At 71.2% G+C, this 13451-nt stretch carries 13 protein-coding genes and 1 pseudogene; 4 read left to right on the forward strand and 10 right to left on the reverse strand.

The features are described from left to right. The 3 genes and pseudogenes from DID96_RS04530 to DID96_RS04540 form a co-directional block, all read left to right on the forward strand. Nucleotides 1-263 (forward strand): annotated as a pseudogene (locus tag DID96_RS04530) (acetyl-CoA C-acetyltransferase); the annotation flags it as partial. Between the two features lie 246 nt (nt 264-509). Beyond that, nucleotides 510-1253, forward strand: coding sequence for an acetoacetyl-CoA reductase (gene phbB, locus DID96_RS04535; RefSeq protein WP_124598066.1), 744 nt, complete (start codon nt 510-512; stop codon nt 1251-1253). Nucleotides 1254-1455: 202 nt separating this feature from the next. Continuing rightward, nucleotides 1456-1671 carry a hypothetical protein gene (locus tag DID96_RS04540; protein ID WP_124598067.1) on the forward strand — a complete coding sequence of 72 codons (216 nt, stop codon included), beginning with the start codon at nt 1456-1458 and terminating at the stop codon, nt 1669-1671. Nucleotides 1672-1732: 61 nt separating this feature from the next. Here DID96_RS04540 and DID96_RS04545 read toward each other — a convergent pair whose 3' ends face one another. From DID96_RS04545 to DID96_RS04590, 10 genes are all read right to left on the reverse strand, one after another. Then, a complete protein-coding gene (locus DID96_RS04545) occupies nt 1733-2008 on the reverse strand; it encodes a hypothetical protein (protein WP_124598068.1) in 276 nt (91 codons plus the stop codon). Nucleotides 2009-2030: 22 nt separating this feature from the next. Further along, complete coding sequence (locus DID96_RS04550) at nt 2031-2534, reverse strand: hotdog family protein (protein WP_124598069.1); 504 nt, start codon at nt 2532-2534, stop codon at nt 2031-2033. Then, nucleotides 2531-3349, reverse strand: coding sequence for a beta-ketoacyl synthase chain length factor (locus DID96_RS04555; protein WP_124598070.1), 819 nt, complete (start codon nt 3347-3349; stop codon nt 2531-2533). The genes DID96_RS04550 and DID96_RS04555 overlap by 4 nt, the downstream gene beginning before the upstream one ends. Before the next feature lie 8 nt (nt 3350-3357). Then, nucleotides 3358-4569, reverse strand: a complete 1212-nt coding sequence (locus DID96_RS04560) for a beta-ketoacyl-[acyl-carrier-protein] synthase family protein (protein ID WP_124598071.1) — start codon at nt 4567-4569, stop codon at nt 3358-3360. A 63-nt stretch (nt 4570-4632) separates the two neighbouring features. Continuing rightward, complete coding sequence (locus DID96_RS04565) at nt 4633-5553, reverse strand: polysaccharide deacetylase family protein (RefSeq protein WP_124598072.1); 921 nt, start codon at nt 5551-5553, stop codon at nt 4633-4635. Continuing rightward, on the reverse strand, nt 5550-8195 hold the full coding sequence (locus DID96_RS04570; RefSeq protein WP_260463804.1) for an MMPL family transporter: 2646 nt from the start codon (nt 8193-8195) through the stop codon (nt 5550-5552). Before DID96_RS04570 ends, DID96_RS04565 begins: the two co-directional genes overlap by 4 nt. Continuing rightward, nucleotides 8195-8944 carry an outer membrane lipoprotein carrier protein LolA gene (locus tag DID96_RS04575; protein ID WP_311767722.1) on the reverse strand — a complete coding sequence of 250 codons (750 nt, stop codon included), beginning with the start codon at nt 8942-8944 and terminating at the stop codon, nt 8195-8197. Before DID96_RS04575 ends, DID96_RS04570 begins: the two co-directional genes overlap by 1 nt. A gap of 3 nt (nt 8945-8947) precedes the next feature. Continuing rightward, nucleotides 8948-9922, reverse strand: a complete 975-nt coding sequence (locus DID96_RS04580) for an acyl-CoA synthetase (protein ID WP_124598073.1) — start codon at nt 9920-9922, stop codon at nt 8948-8950. Next, nucleotides 9919-11814, reverse strand: a complete 1896-nt coding sequence (locus tag DID96_RS04585) for an acyl-CoA synthetase family protein (RefSeq protein ID WP_124598074.1) — start codon at nt 11812-11814, stop codon at nt 9919-9921. The genes DID96_RS04580 and DID96_RS04585 overlap by 4 nt, the downstream gene beginning before the upstream one ends. A 74-nt stretch (nt 11815-11888) precedes the next feature. Beyond that, complete coding sequence (locus tag DID96_RS04590) at nt 11889-12533, reverse strand: hypothetical protein (RefSeq protein WP_124598075.1); 645 nt, start codon at nt 12531-12533, stop codon at nt 11889-11891. Nucleotides 12534-13125: 592 nt separating this feature from the next. Here DID96_RS04590 and DID96_RS04595 point away from each other — a divergent pair. Continuing rightward, nucleotides 13126-13410 carry a phosphopantetheine-binding protein gene (locus DID96_RS04595; RefSeq protein ID WP_124598076.1) on the forward strand — a complete coding sequence of 95 codons (285 nt, stop codon included), beginning with the start codon at nt 13126-13128 and terminating at the stop codon, nt 13408-13410. Nucleotides 13411-13451: the final 41 nt, after the last annotated feature.

Below are 13451 nucleotides of genomic sequence, written 5' to 3' on the forward strand. Positions count from 1 at the left end.
CGCCGGGCGACCTGGACCTGATGGAAATCAACGAGGCGTTCGCGGCGCAGGCGCTGGCGGTGCACAAGCAGATGGGCTGGGACACGTCGAAGGTGAACGTGAACGGCGGGGCGATCGCGATCGGTCATCCGATCGGCGCATCGGGCTGCCGGATCCTGGTGACGCTGCTGCACGAGATGGTCAAGCGCGATGCGAAGCGCGGCCTCGCGTCGCTGTGCATCGGCGGCGGGATGGGCGTCGCGCTCGCGGTCGAACGCGACTGAAACGTCACTGAAGCACAACTGAACGTTTGAACCCCGACGGTGCGCAGGCGGTCGCCTGCCCGCGTGCCTGAAGATTTTCGCGCAGATCAAGCGGTACACAACAAATCGCGCGAACCCGCGATGCGCGCGCCGGGCCCGGCAGCAAGGCCGGGCCGGCCGCGCATCGAAGCGGTGTGCACGGCGGCGTGTGCCACGTCGTCATGCCACATCATCGATTACTTCAATTTATTGTCGGTAACTTATAGGATGACTAAGCGAATTGCAGTTGTGACAGGTGGAATGGGCGGGCTCGGCGAGGCAGTCAGCATCAGATTGCACGACGCGGGCTTCCAGGTGGTCGTCACGTATTCGCCGAACAACAATGGCGCCGACCGCTGGTTGACCGAGATGCACGCAGCGGGCCGCGAGTTCCGCGCGTATCCGGTGGACGTGGCCGATCACGATTCGTGCCAGGAATGCGTGGAGAAGATCGTGAAGGACGTCGGCCCGATCGACGTGCTCGTGAACAACGCAGGCATCACGCGCGACATGACGCTGCGCAAGCTCGACAAGGTCAACTGGGACGCGGTGATCCGCACCAACCTCGACTCCGTGTTCAACATGACCAAGCCGGTTTGCGAAGGGATGGTCGAGCGCGGCTGGGGCCGGATCGTCAACATCTCGTCGGTGAACGGCTCGAAGGGCTCGGTCGGCCAGACCAACTACGCGGCCGCGAAGGCCGGCATGCACGGTTTCACGAAGTCGCTCGCGCTCGAAGTCGCGCGCAAGGGCGTCACGGTGAACACGGTGTCGCCGGGCTATCTCGCGACGAAGATGGTGACCGCGATCCCGCAGGACATCCTCGACTCGAAGATCCTGCCGCAGATTCCGGCCGGCCGGCTCGGACAGCCCGAGGAAGTCGCGGGCCTCGTCGCGTACCTGTGCTCGGAAGAGGCGGGTTTCGTGACGGGCTCGAACATCGCGATCAACGGCGGCCAGCACATGCACTGACGCGCGGCGGCCCGGGCAGCGTTCGCGCGTGCGCCCGGGCCGGGCTCCCGCTGTATCCAGCGCCGGGGCGGCGCGCCGAAGTGCGATGACGACGACGGACGCAGGCTCGTGTGCCGCGCTTCCGGTGGGCGGCGTGCGCCGTTCGCCCCGATCGTCGTCGCGCGGCACGCGCGCTGCGTCGGCCTTGCATTCCGGAGAAGGCATGGCTGAAACCTGGATGGGACTCGCGATCGGCGGTTCGGCGCTGGCCGTCGCGCTGACGATGACGATCGCGCTCCACTGGCTCGAGCGGCGCCGCGCGCGGCTGCTGCGCAACTTCGATCATCACGATTGCTGGCTGACGGCATACGGCAAGCGCATCGCGCGCGCGCCGGCACGGCCGGAGCGGCGCACGCGCGGCAGCAGCGTGACGAAGTGACTTGCTGCGGAAGCGGCGTGCCGGATGCCGCTTCCGCGAACATCGGCACCGTTCGCCGCCTTCAATCGCTCTTCTTGTCGCTCTTGTGGAAGACCCGCTTCGTCGTGCGCTTGGTTGCATCCCAGCCTTCGCGCGACGCATGGGCGATTCCGTGACCGACCGTTTTCGCAGCGCTCGCGGTCGCATGGCCGAAGCTGCGCGCAGCTTCGCCGGTCTTGTGGGCGGCTTCCTTCGAATCGCGCTTGATGTCCTGCTTCACTTCGGACATGTCCGCGTGCGCGATCGGGCTGATCAGCGCGAGAACGAGCGCACTGCAAATGAAATGACGACCTTTCACGACCTGATTCCCATAAAAGTATTCATCGAGGTTCCGCACTGCCGGCGGGCGGCGGACGAAACGCGCCGGCCGCCGCTGCGTCGAGCATCACCGCGGCGCGGCCGGTCAGCAGCACGCGATCGCCGCAGCGAAGCGTGAAACCGTACAGCACGGAACTGCCGTCGCCGCTTACGCGTTCGGCATCGACGGTCAGCGGCGCGTCGAAGGTGTCGAGCCGATCGACGAACGCGTCGACGCCGCGCACGCTCGCGAGATAACCGACTCGCGGGCGGTCCTGCTGCGCGCCGAGCAGCGCGCCATGCACGGCCATTGCCTGCGCCGCGTATTCGATCCCGCAGACCGACGCGAGCCGCCCGTGCGAGCGCAGCGGGTTGTGCGGATCGCGGTGGCTCGTCGCCGTGCAGCGGATCCGCACGTCATCCCACGCATCGACCGTATCGAGCATGCACATCGCGCCAGCGTGCGGAATGTGCGCGGCGATCCACGCGTGATCGAGCGGCGGCGTCAATGTGACCGGCGCCGTCATCGCGTCTGCTCCGCGAACGTGTCCGGCATCGCGACGTCGACCCGCACGCGCGTGTCCGCCAGATAGTCGAGCACGACGCTGGCCGAGCGCCGCGCGGCGAGTGCGTCGAGCAGCGGCAGCGCACGCGCGGCCGGATTGCCGGTGCGCAGCGCTTCGAGTTCGGGCGATGCGAGCGTTGTCGCGGGCGCGTCGGTCAGCTGCACGTCGATGCGTGCAAGCGCGGACGCGCCCGAGTCGGGCGCGAGCACGAGCGCGACACCGAACGCGTCGATGATCGGCCGCACCGCGCGCAGCGGTTCCGGATAGTCGGTGTCGTACGCGATCAGCAGGCACGGCACGCGATCGACCGCGACCTGGCACAGGCTTTCGAGCAAACCCGCGGCAAAGCTGCCGTCGTGCGCGCACAGCACGTTCGACGTCGCCATCGCACGGGTCGCAATGCTCCAGTAGCCGGCCGGCGCGTTGTGCACGGAGTTGTGAAAGCGCGTCGGCGACAGGTGGCGGTCGTCGCCGGCGAGGGTTTCGCAGATCGCGTGGCAGTTGTGGCCGTCGCCGCCCGACGCGCTGAATACGGTTGCGAGCGTCGCCGCGTCGCGTCCGCACGCCGCCACCGCCTCGTGGCCGGCCGCAAGCGCGACGCGCACGACAGGGCCCGTGCGGCGCCGTTCGGCCGGCGGCAGGCCGGCGGGCGGCGGCAGCACGGTGTGCGCGCTCGCATAGGCCGCGCGGCCCGCGAGCACGTCGGCCGCGTGCGGCCAGTCGTTCAATCCAGGCCCGACGAGGCCGATGCTTTCGATGAAGGCGCTGAGTGTCATGGCGTGGGTCAGCGGTGCGCGTGGTCGGCGCGGCCGAGGATCAGGCTGCAATTCGTGCCGCCGAAGCCGAACGAATTGGTGAGCACGTAACGCACGCGCGCGGCGCGGCTCGCGAGCACGTAGTCGAGCGCGAGCGCCGGATCGGGATGCGTCGTGTTGATGCCGGCCGGCACGAACTGCTCGCGCAGCGCGAGTGCGGCGACGACCGCTTCGAGTGCGCCTGCGGCGCCGAGCGTGTGGCCGGTCGCGCCCTTCGTGGAGCTGCACGGCGTGCGCTCGAACAGCGCGCCGACCGCGCGGCTCTCGGCCGCGTCGTTGCTCGGCGTCGCGGTGCCGTGCAGGTTGATGTAGTCGATGTCGCCGGCGCCGAGGCCGGCCGACGCGAGTGCGTGCTCGATCGCGACGCGCGCGCCGAGCCCTTCCGGATGCGGCGACGACATGTGATGCGCGTCGCTCGTTTCGCCGATGCCGAGCAGCAGGATCGCGTCGTCGCCGAGTGCGGCGGCTGACCGGGGCGCGCGCTCGACGAGCGCGAACGCGGCGGCCTCGCCGATCGAGATGCCGTCGCGCGCGACGTCGAACGGCCGGCACGGTCGCCGCGACAGCAGTTCGAGCGAATTGAAGCCGTACAGCGTCGTCAGGCACAGCGAGTCGACGCCGCCGACGACTGCCGCGTCGATCAGGCCCGCTTCGATCATGCGGCGGGCGGAGCCGAACACCTTCGCGCCGGACGAGCACGCGGACGAGATCGCCATCGCCGGGCCGCGCAGCGCGAAATACGCACGCACGAACGCGGCGGGCGAATACGGGTTGTGCGTGTGCGCATAGCGGAAGTCGGCGGGCAGCACGCCGCTCGCCGGATCGCGGCGCTGGTACGCGCGCTCGGTCTCGAGGATGCCGGCCGTGCTGGTGCCGACGAACACGCCGACGCGGTCCGCGCCGTAGCGCGACACGGCCGCCGCGACGCGCTCGCCGAAGCCGTCCTGCGCGAGGCCGAGCTGCGCGAGGCGGTTGTTGCGGCATTCGAAGTCGGCAAGGTCCGCGCGCACGGGCTGCGCATCGACGCCGGGCACCGCGCCGATCCAGGTGTCGAGGTCCGCGCGCTCGAAACCGCATGGCGCGAGGCCGCCGCGCGCGTCGCGCAGCGCGTCGAGGGTCGCGTCGAGGCCGCGGCCGATGCAGCTGGTGGCGGTGAAGTGCGAGAGCAGCAGTGGTTTCACGAGGGTCGAATCCGGTGGCCGGAGCGGGCGCCGCAGCGGGGCTGGGCGGTGCGCCGGTCATCTTCAAATTTTATCAAACGGGGGATCCTGGACGGCGGGCTGGCCGGCCGGCTCGCTGGACGTTCCGTCGGACGTTTCAGGCACGAGCGCGGCGCGCAGCGTGGTCCAGCGCAATTGCGCGTCGGTGGCCGCGCGCAGCACCGCCGGCAGCACGTCGAGCACGACCGGCTCGCCGCGCGCGTCGCGCGCCGCGTGGCCGTCGTGCACGAGCAGGATGTCGCGCGGCGCGAGCCCGTGCAACAGGCGGCGCGCGACCGTGCCGGCGTCGCGCGCGCGCGTGTCGAAGCCGCGCCGTGTCCAGCTCGCAAGCTGCAGGCCGAGCCCGCACAGCACCGGTTCGAGAAACGGGTTGCGCAGGCCCGCCGGCGCGCGGAAGAACAGCGGGCGCGTGCCGGCGATCTCGGTCAGCGTCTGTTGTGCGGCCGCGATCTCGCGCCGCAGCGCAGCGGGGCCCGATAGCGAAAACGTATGCCGGTGCCGCTGGCTGTGGTTCTCGATCGCATGACCGCGCGCGACGATCGCTTCGATCCACTGCGGATGGCGGCGTGCGAGATCGCCGATGCAGAAGAACGTCGCGCGCGCGTCGTAGCGGTCGAGCAGGTCGAGCACGCGCGGCGTGACGTCCGGGTCCGGGCCGTCGTCGATCGTCAGCGCGATGCTTCGGCCAGCGCTGGCCGGCAGGCGTGTCCAGTTCGGGCCGAGCAGCGTGCTCTTCGGCCACAGGCCCGCCGCCGTCAGCGCGAGATGCGACGCGACCACGCCGCCGACGGCCCACGGCCACGCGGCCGGCTGCGCGACGACGGCCGCGGCCGCACCCGCATGCAGCGCGGCCGCGCCCGCGATCAGCGGCGTCGGCTTCCAGCGGCGTGCGTCGCCGGCCTGCGGCGGCGGATCTGTCGATGGCGCGGTCGATGGCGCGTTCATGCATGGCCTCCGTGCGGACGATCGGCGTTTGCGGCGGTGATGGTGGAGGCGGAGTCGGCGGTGGCGGTAGCGGTAGCGGTAGCGGCGGCTCGTGGCGCGAGAATGGCCGCGAACGCGAGCGCGAGGATCGCGCCGGGGCCGACGGTCAGCCCGAAGGTTTCGAGGAGCGGCACGCGCGACAGCGTGAGTAGCCCGAAACCGGCGACCGTCGCGAGGTTCGCGATCAGCAGCGACACAAGCGTGTAGGGCGTGACGGGCTGCGCGTCGTCGCGCTTGCAGAAGAACAGCGCGTAGTTCGAGCCGACCGCGACGATCAGCAGCATCCCGATCAGATGCAGGATCGTCAGCTGCACGCCGGCGAGCGCGAAGCCCGCGGTCACGACCAGCACGGCCGCGACGAGCGGTGCGAGCGCGCGCACGACGCGGCGCGGCGAGCGCAGCGCGACCAGCAGCAGCACCGCGATCGCCGCGAAACCCGCGAGCGACAGCCGGATGTCCTCGTGCACGTAGTTCACGTACAGGCGGTCGGCCTCGGCCTTCATGTCGACGAACAGGGCGTCGGGCACGCCCGCGTGCGCGACGGCAGCGCGTATCGGCGCCGCGGCGAGCCCTGGCGCGGCATCTGCGGCGTCAGCGACATCAGCGGCGTGAGTGGCTTGAGCGGTCTGAGAGGCTTGAGAGGTCTCAGTGGCTTGCGCGGCCTGAGTGGCCTGCGCGGCATCCGGCGCGCGCAGCGGCAGCATCGCGCTCCAGCGGCCCGCGCGCTCGGTCAGCAGCGCATCGACGGCGAGCGCCATCGACGTGCCGCGCAGATCCGCGCGCGTGAGCAGCGGCGCGTGGCGCGCGGCTTCGACGTCGGCGATGAACGGCGCGAACAGGTCGGGCTTCACCGCGATCGGCTGGTTCTCGACCGCGTCGCGCATGCGTGCGGCGAGCACGTCCGCGTCCGGCAGGCTCGCCTGGCGCGCGCGCTGCGCGGCGTCGCTCGGCAGGTAGCGCGCAGGGCTTTCGAAGCCCGCGAGCGCGCCGCGATCGACGAGCGGCTGCAATTGCGCGGCGACCTTCTCCGCACCTTCGAGCGCCGCCTGCCTGGACGCCGCGGCAATCACGACGAGGTAGCGCACGTCGGGCGCGCCGACGTCCGCGCGCAGACGCGCGTCGAGCGCCTGCGCGCGCGCCGGCACCGGGCTCAGCGCGGCCAGCTCGCGGCTCCACAGGCCGTCGCGATGCAGTGCGAGCGTCGCGCACGCGGCGACCACCAGCGCCGCCAGCGGCCAGCGCAGCCGCGGCGCGGCGGCGGCCGTGCGCGCGAGCACGGCGCCGACGCGCGACACGTCGCGGATCGCAACCTGCCCGCCGCGCAGGTGCGGCAGCACGAAGCGCGTGACGAGCGCGGCGGCCGTCAGCCCGGCGATCGAATACAGCCCGAGCTGCACGAGGCCCGGAAACCCGGAGAACAGCATCGACGCGAAACCGCACACGGACGTCAGCACGCCGAGCCGGATCGTCGGCCAGTACGCGGCGAGCCATGCGCGCGTCGCGTCGGCCGGGCGCGCCGTACCGCGCGGGCCGGCCTGCGCCGATTGCACGAACAGGTAGATCGAATAGTCGACCGCTTCGCCGATCAGCGTCGTGCCGAAGCCGAGCGTCAACCCGTGGACCGTGCCGAACGCGACGCTGACCGCCGCGAGCCCGGCCGCGACGCCCGACAGCACCGGCAAGAGGCCGAGCGCGAGCGTGCGCGGCGAGCGGTACAGCGTCAGCAGCAGCGCGACGATCAGCACGACGCTCGCAGTCGACAGGCGCTCGACGTCGTGCCGGATCGTGTCGCGCGTGTCGACCGAGAACACGCCGGGGCCCGTCATCGCGAGGGTGTACGCGGCCGCGTTTGGTACTTCGTTTGGCACTGCGTTCGGCATTGCGCTCGGCAGTGCGTGGATTGCCGCGGCGAACGCGCGGCGCACTGCGTCGATCGCGCGCGCCTGCGCATCGGTGTCGGAGCCGGCCGCCGCCGTCTGCACGACGAGCACCGCGCGCGAGCCGTCGCGCGACGCCCATACGCCGTCGCGCGTCGCCGGCTGCGCGCTGCTGTCGAGCTGACCGACGAGCTGACCGACGAGCGCGCCGACCTCGCCCGTCGGGTCGCGCGGCAGCATCGCCTTCGCGACGAGCCCCGCCGACGAGCTCAGCAGGTCCAGGCTGTCGCCGAGCGCCTGGTGCAGGCCGTCGGCGGTGAAGCGCTGCGGCGTCACGGCCGGGCTCAGCAGGTAGCGGTGGTCGAAGATGAACTGCTGGTCGCGCGTGTCGTTCTCGGCTTCGCCGTTGTTGACCGCCGCGAACTGCGGGTCCGTGCGCAGTGCGCCGGCCATGTGCCGCGACAGCGTGGCGCGCGTGGCTGCATCGCCGCCGTCGATCGCGACGAGGATCAGCCGCGACACGAGGCCGTCGCGCAACTGGTCGACGAGCACGCGCTGGCCGGCGCTCGGCGAGCGCGGCAGGAACGCGGACAGGTCGGCCGTGAAGCTCGCGCGGCTGATCGCGAACCCGCACGCGACGAGCGCGAGCAGCCACACGAGCACGGCGCGCCGCTGCAACGCATGCAGGCGGCGGGTGACGGGCGCGGGCCGGGTGCGTTCGTCCATCAGTTCGCCGGAACGGGTTGCAGCCGCATCAGCGAATGGTCGCCGTCGGCCTGCCGGATCGCGACGCGGCGCAATTCGTCGCGCGTGCCGTCGAGCGTGATCGTGCTGACCACCTTCAGCATCCGCGAGTCGAGCGGCGTGAGCGTCAGCGTCCAGTCGTCGCCGCGTCCGGTGAGCGCGACCTTGTACACCTGCTCGAGCGCGAAGCGATTGCCGGAGAGCGTCGCGCGGATGCTGTCGATGAATGCGCCGAGCTCCGGATACCGGGCGAGCGCGAGCGTGTATTTGCGGTTGTTGCGCTCGACGGTCAGCATGTCGCCGTCTACGACCAGATGTTCGGGCTTCGGGCTCAGCGTGTGCTTCTCGAGATGGTCGGGTGCGACGAACACGAGCTCGCCGGACGATTCGACCGGCTGCGCGGCGATCGACAGGTATTTCGTCTCGGTGAACGTCGCGCGCCCGGTCTTGTGCTGCGCGAGCGTCGACATCAGCCGGTCGAGATTCCAGGTCGAACCCGTGTCGGCCGCGTGCGCGGGCGCGGCCAGCGCGAGCGTGGCGGCCGCTGCGGCGGCGGTGGCGAGTGTGCGGACGGTGCGGCAAAGCGCGAGCGGCAAGCGGGCAATGGGGGCAATGCGGGCAATGCGGGCCGAGCGGGCCGAGCGGGCCGAGCGGGCCGAGCGGGCCGAGCGGGCCATCCGGGCCATGGGGGCAATGGCGGCGCTACGGGCACTGGGGGCAATGGCGGTCATGCGTCAGAGATCCCTCGTGGCGGACAGGTCGGCGCGCGCGGGTGCATCGTCGCGGCGCGCGGCGGCGGCCTTGCCGTCCTGCCAGAAATCGAAATAGTTGAACCAGTTGTACGGCGCCGCGCGGCAGTACTTGTCGAGCAGCGCGACGTAGCGCGCGAGCGCGGCGTCGACAGCGGCCGCGCGCGCGTCGCGCCGCACGTCGGAGAAATCGGCGAGCGGCTCGAAGTGCACATCGTAGCGGTTGCCGTCGCGATAGAGGCCCGTCATGAAGATCACCGGGCGCCGCAGCATCGCGGCCATGTACAGCGGCCCGAGCGGGAACGCGGCCGGCGTGCCGAGCAACGGCAGCCGCCGCAGCGACGCGGCCGCGTCGTCGAGCAGCGTGCGATCGGCGAGCATGCCGACCATGCAGTTCGCATCGAGGCGCTCGCGCACCTTCAGCATCGAATCGACCTGCCCGAGGGCAATCACTTCCGGCCGCGCGGCGGGATTCACGGCCGCGAGCGTCGCGTTGATCTTGCGCGCGTTCTCTTCATACATCGTGACGACGACGCGCAGGTCCGGTTGCGTGCGGCCGAGCGCGCGCACGACCTCGAAGCTGCCGAGGTGCGCGCCCATCAGGAACGCGCCGTGGCCGCCGGCGAGCGCGTCGTCGACGAGCGTCTCGCCGTGCAGCCGGATGTCGAACAGGTCGTAGCGCTCGTTCATCAGGTAGATGCGGTCGTGGATCGTCGCCGCGAATGTGAACACGTGCCGGTAGACGTCGCGCCAGCGCGCGGGGCGGCCGAGCACGCGGCGCAGGTAGTCGCGCGACGCCGCGCACGCGGCCGGCGAGAACAGCACGAAATACGTCGCGACGAGATGCAGCACGACGCGCGCGGGCCGCCGCCCGAAGCGCAGCGAGACCCACGTCATCGCGCGCAGCAACCCTGCGTTGCTGCGTTCCTGGCGCTCGGCCCATGACGCGGTGCGCTTCATCGCGGCACGCCATCCCGCGCGGCCAGCGGCGCGGACAGCACGCCGGTTGCGACGTCGCGCGTGCCGGCACGCACCGTGAAGCGGATCGCGCCGCTTGTCGCTGCATCGAGTACGACGTCGAGCGCGACGTCGAGTGATTCGCCGGGCGCGACCGGGCTCAGGAATTTCGCGGAGCCGAGCCGCCACGCGTGCAGCGGGCGGTCCAGCGCCGCGCCGATCGCGTCGATCGCATGGTCGAGCAGCACGACGCCCGGCACGATCGGATGGCCGGGGAAGTGGCCGGGCAGCGCCGGGTGATCGGCGGGAATCGTGAACGTGAGCGCGGGGGCGCCGCCGGTGCGGTGGTGGGCGGGCGCCGACATTGATGCTGCGGTTATTGCGGTGGCGGTGGCTGCAGCTGCAGCGGCGGTCACGGCCGCGACGGCGTGCGTGTGCTGTGCGACGAGCGCGGCGAGCACGTCGCGCGGCAGCTTGCCGGTTTCGTTGCGCGGCAGCGCGTCGACGAACACGAGCGGGCGCGGCATGAACGCCGGATCGATCCGCTCGCGCAGCGCGCGCTGCAGGTCGGCGGCCGCGAGCGTCGGTGCGACGACGAGCGCGACGAGGCGCGTGACCGGTTCGCGGCCTGCGTCGGCGTGTGCCGGCGCGGCGTCGTCGGGCATGAAGAACACGCCGTCGGCGACGCCGGGAATCGCGTTGAGCTGATGATTCAGGTACGCGAGCGACGTGCGCTTGCCGGCGATGTTGACGAGGTCGGCCTTGCGGCCGTGCAGCAGGAAGCGGCCGTCGCCGAGCAGTTCGAGCGCGTCGCCCATCGGCACCGGCGCCTCGACGTGTCCGCCCGACACCCAGACCGTCGGGCCGCTGTCATCGTCCGCGCTGTCGTTGGCGGCGCTGTCCTGGTCCCGATTGTCCCGATCATCGCGCGCGTCGAGGCGGATGCCCGGGAACAACTGCCATGTCGCGCCCTGCGACGTGCGGCGCGTCGCGATCTGGCCGGTTTCGGTGCTGCCGTAGATCTCGACGAGCGGCGCGCCGAGCGCGGCCTCGGCCTCGGATGCGAGCTTTTCCGCGAGCGGCGCGGTCGCCGACAGCACGAGCGATGCGCGCGGCAGCGCGTGCGCGGCCGACACCAGCGCACGCAGGTGGATCGGCGACGTGACGAGCACGCGCGGCTGCGGGATGGCCGCCAGTTCGTCGCGGATGTCGAGCGGGTAGAACGGCTGGCGGTTGCTGAACGCGAGTCCGCCGATCAGCGCGAGCAGCACCGTCGACTCGAAGCCGTACATGTGCTGCGCGGGCACCGTGCCGATCAGCGTGTGTTCGCGGCCGTCGAGCAGCCCGAGGCGGTCGGCCGCCGCGCGCACGCAGCCGACCAGGAAGCCCCAGGTCTTGCGGTGCGGCACCGGCGCGCCGGTCGAGCCGGACGTGAACACGTACGCCATGATCCGCGATGCGTCGATCTGCGGCACCGCGAACGGCACATCGTCAGGCAGATTGTCCGGAAGATCGTCCGGCATGTCGCCTGCACCGTTGTCGGGCACTGCGTCGGGCGCGGCCTCGGGATACGCGAAGCGCGGCAGGTCGATCGCGCAGTCGGGCGCGTCGTGCAGGCAGAATGCGTCGGGCGCGAACGACGCGAGCTGGCGGACCATTTCCGGTGTGTGCGTCGACGGCAGCAGGCTGATTCTGCCGCTGACGAGCGCCGCGCACAGGCTGACGGTGAAGCGGTAGCGGTCGCGGCACACGTTGAACACGTGACCGCCCGCGGGAAGCGCGGCGGCGACGCGGGCGACGTCGGCGAGGAACGCGCGCACGGTGACGGGCGCGCCGTCGCGCCAGGCGATCGTCTGGTCCGGCGACGAGTGGAATACCAGCGGGTGAGTCGGCATAAATCGGCAGAAACGGAAGCGTTGGCCTGCGCGGCCGCGATGCGGCGCCGCACCGGCCGTGAAAGGCAGTGAATTCATCGTGAGGCCTGGGTCGACGCGCGGTAGGCGCGCACCGCGTCGACCATCCGCGGCCGCGCGTCGTGCGGCAGCGCGAAGCGCCGGCACGCGTGCTCGGCGGCGAACATCACGGCGACGAGCGGTAGCGACAGGTAGTTCGCGAACGTCGACCACGCGACGATCGACGCGGTCGCGAACATCAGCGTCGACACCGCGGCGATCGCGACGAAGAACAGCGTCCACGCGGCCGTGATCTGCCGCGTGTAGCGCGCGACGGCCGGCGTGACCGTGCCGTGGATCATCGTCGCGAAGCGCGTGCACAGCGGCACCGCGCCGGCCGCGAGCGTGCGGCCGAACAGCAGCGCCATCGCGAGGTTGAAGCTCACATGCTCCAGATACAGGCCCCATTCGAAATGCCGCGCGAGCGGCGCGCGCGCGGCCCACAGCGCGGCGGCGGCCAGCAGCCACGCGGGCACGAGCCACGCGCGCCGCGGCGAGCGCAGCGCCGCGCCGAGCGCGAGCAGCAGCGGCGGCACGAGCGCCATCGCGAGGCCGAAGCCGTGCGCGCCGGGCGTCGCGGCCGCGTAATGCGCGCCGGCCTGGTACGCGACCACCGCGCCGACCGCGGCGGCGCCGCGCACGATGCGCAGCGGCGCGCTCATCGGCCGCCTCCGCGTGCACCGCGCAGCCGGCCGTCACATGCAGCCCACGGCGCAGCGGCGGCATCGCGGCGGCGGTCGGGCGGGCTGACCGGAACGGGACAAACGGGCTGGCGCGGCATGGCTGGATACGTCGTAATCGGGTCGAGGGTCGAGGGTCGGGGGTCGGGGGCCGGACGCGGTCGTCGGGCCGTCAATGATCATATTAATGGCGGCCGGGACGTGCGTTCCGGCCGGCTGTCGTGCACGCTCATTTTAGGGCTCCGGCAGGGGGTGTTCGGGACGGGCGCCAACGGGTTTTGTAACCGATTGTATGGCGCCGCATGAAAGGTTCCACGGGGCCGATCCATATCCATCCGAAGCGGCTCAAGCGTCTCGTGCGTTCGCGTCCCAAAATGGGTGGCCGCGCGTGCCCGCACGTCTGTAACCCTTTCGCGGTATACGTCCCAATACCCATCGTCTAGAATCCGCGTAACTTTTACCAAACGATCCCCAAATAACGCGGGCGGGGTGGCCGGCAGACACCGGAGGGACGGAAGAATTTGCACGCGCCGCGCGTGCGCGAGACTGCCGTTTCCGGGCGCCGCCCGCTGCCGTGAGCTGCCTGCTTGCAAGCATGATGAACGCACTGGAACAAGAGCTCGCCGCGCTGATCATCGGCGAGCTGAACCTCGAAGACGTCCCGCTCGACACAGTGAGCGCCGAAACCCCGCTATACGGGGAAGGGTTCGGGCTCGACTCCATCGATATCCTGGAAATCGCGCTGCTGATCTCGAAGAAGTACGGCTTCGAGCTGCGCTCGGACAATCCGGATAACCAGAAGATTTTCGCGACGCTCGGCGCGCTCGCCGCGTACGTGGCCGCGCATCGCGCGAAGTAATCGCGTCGCGCCGGGCCGTGGCCCTTAACACACGACGGCAC

This window comes from Burkholderia sp. Bp8963, from assembly GCF_003854275.1.
GTDB lineage: Bacteria > Pseudomonadota > Gammaproteobacteria > Burkholderiales > Burkholderiaceae > Burkholderia.

Bases quoted from the DNA above. Each gene is read 5' to 3' on its own strand.
- phbB (WP_124598066.1), top strand. From the start codon at position 510: ATGACTAAGCGAATTGCAGTTGTGACAGGTGGAATGGGCGGGCTCGGC.
- DID96_RS04540 (WP_124598067.1), top strand. From the start codon at position 1,456: ATGGCTGAAACCTGGATGGGACTCGCGATCGGCGGTTCGGCGCTGGCC.
- DID96_RS04550 (WP_124598069.1), bottom strand. From the start codon at position 2,534: ATGACGGCGCCGGTCACATTGACGCCGCCGCTCGATCACGCGTGGATC.
- DID96_RS04555 (WP_124598070.1), bottom strand. From the start codon at position 3,349: ATGACACTCAGCGCCTTCATCGAAAGCATCGGCCTCGTCGGGCCTGGA.
- DID96_RS04565 (WP_124598072.1), bottom strand. From the start codon at position 5,553: ATGAACGCGCCATCGACCGCGCCATCGACAGATCCGCCGCCGCAGGCC.
- DID96_RS04570 (WP_260463804.1), bottom strand. From the start codon at position 8,195: ATGGACGAACGCACCCGGCCCGCGCCCGTCACCCGCCGCCTGCATGCG.
- DID96_RS04575 (WP_311767722.1), bottom strand. From the start codon at position 8,944: ATGACCGCCATTGCCCCCAGTGCCCGTAGCGCCGCCATTGCCCCCATG.
- DID96_RS04580 (WP_124598073.1), bottom strand. From the start codon at position 9,922: ATGAAGCGCACCGCGTCATGGGCCGAGCGCCAGGAACGCAGCAACGCA.
- DID96_RS04585 (WP_124598074.1), bottom strand. From the start codon at position 11,814: ATGCCGACTCACCCGCTGGTATTCCACTCGTCGCCGGACCAGACGATC.
- DID96_RS04590 (WP_124598075.1), bottom strand. From the start codon at position 12,533: ATGAGCGCGCCGCTGCGCATCGTGCGCGGCGCCGCCGCGGTCGGCGCG.